The organism is Micromonospora sp. NPDC050795 (assembly GCF_044456785.1).
In the GTDB taxonomy this organism is placed as follows: domain Bacteria; phylum Actinomycetota; class Actinomycetes; order Mycobacteriales; family Micromonosporaceae; genus Micromonospora.
This window is the reverse complement of record NZ_JBITGE010000127.1, coordinates 1-1,142: the sequence shown is the minus strand read 5'-3', so window position 1 is coordinate 1,142 and position 1,142 is coordinate 1. Positions and strand designations below refer to the sequence as shown.

Sequence of the window (1,142 nt, the reverse complement as noted above, 5' to 3'; positions counted from 1 at the left end):
CCGACCTCCTCGCCGGCTTCCTCGCCAGCACCGGCATGACCCTCGAACCCTAACCACCCAGATAGCTCGAACCTTGACCTTTCAACCTCTGTAGCACGAGGACGGGGCCGGAGTTCACTTCCGGCCCCGTCTTCACCCACGACTTCGTAAGGCAAAGGCCGCTACTTCCTGGAGATCTATTCTCAGGCTCTGGAGCCCTTCTCCTGGCCGCCCAGCCCCGGCCAGCCAGCGCTACATATTCACCCTTTAGCCTAGGGATTCCGTTGGGCAGAGCCTCCTGGACCGTCCCGAATGCTCCAGCCCGCCGACCGCTGGCAGGCCAACCCCCTGACCGGCGTCGGCCTGTAACGGTGGTCTCCCCTTGCGGCGGACCTGACCAGCCCTGCCGTTGGTTCTGGGCTGGAAACTACGGACGGGCCTGTCGCACCTTCCACGAGGGCCGCCCTACTGGAAGCCAGTGCGGTGCTTCATCGCTCCGACCTTGCTGCCGAACATGAAGAACAGCGCCAGAACCACTTGGACCTGCTGGCCAGTATCGAGGGGCTCCATTCTCGGACGAAGGTCGTCGGCATCCAGATCACCCGCCCTGGCGGCACGCTGGTTGAAGATCGTTCGTGCAATCTCGTGCTCGTGGTCAGTAAAGGCGAGCGGATACAGCTGCCGCAGGTTGTACTGCTCTGGGAGCGGAAAGCGGACAAGTTCTGCGGGGTAGCGCGCCGACATGATCCTCATCGCGGTGTTGACCACGTGAGCCGCGAGTAGGGCCCCCAAACTCAGGTTCTGAATCATCCCCAGCAGCTCGTCTTCGGCGGCGACGTCCTCCTCGATGCTGATCGGGGTGTTGATGTCGATGTCCAGCCGCTCCATCGCCAAGGTGATGTTGCCTGCCAAACCACTTCACGCGTCCACCACCCTGCGACCGTCCGACTACCGACAGGCACGGCCGTATCGATTCCGCCGATATGCGTGTTCCCCACGATGTGCAATGCCGGCGGCCCGCAGTACGCGCACGCTCACCGAGTCGACCAGGCTCGCCTGCTCATCTTCCTAAGGGACGTCTCGTAACTGGGTGAGGGCGTTGTCCGGGGCCGGCTCGGTGGTCAGCCGGTGAGGATGATGTTGTGGAGGTTGGCGATGCCGGA

The 1,142-nt window shown here is 63.3% G+C and carries 1 protein-coding gene; it reads right to left on the bottom strand.

What is annotated here, in order from left to right:
- Window positions 1-444 precede the first annotated feature (444 nt).
- Window positions 445-867: a hypothetical protein gene (locus tag ACIBEF_RS32585; RefSeq protein WP_396797265.1), complete on the bottom strand. Its 423-nt coding sequence runs from the start codon at window positions 865-867 to the stop codon at window positions 445-447.
- Between the last annotated feature and the right edge of the window lie 275 nt (window positions 868-1,142).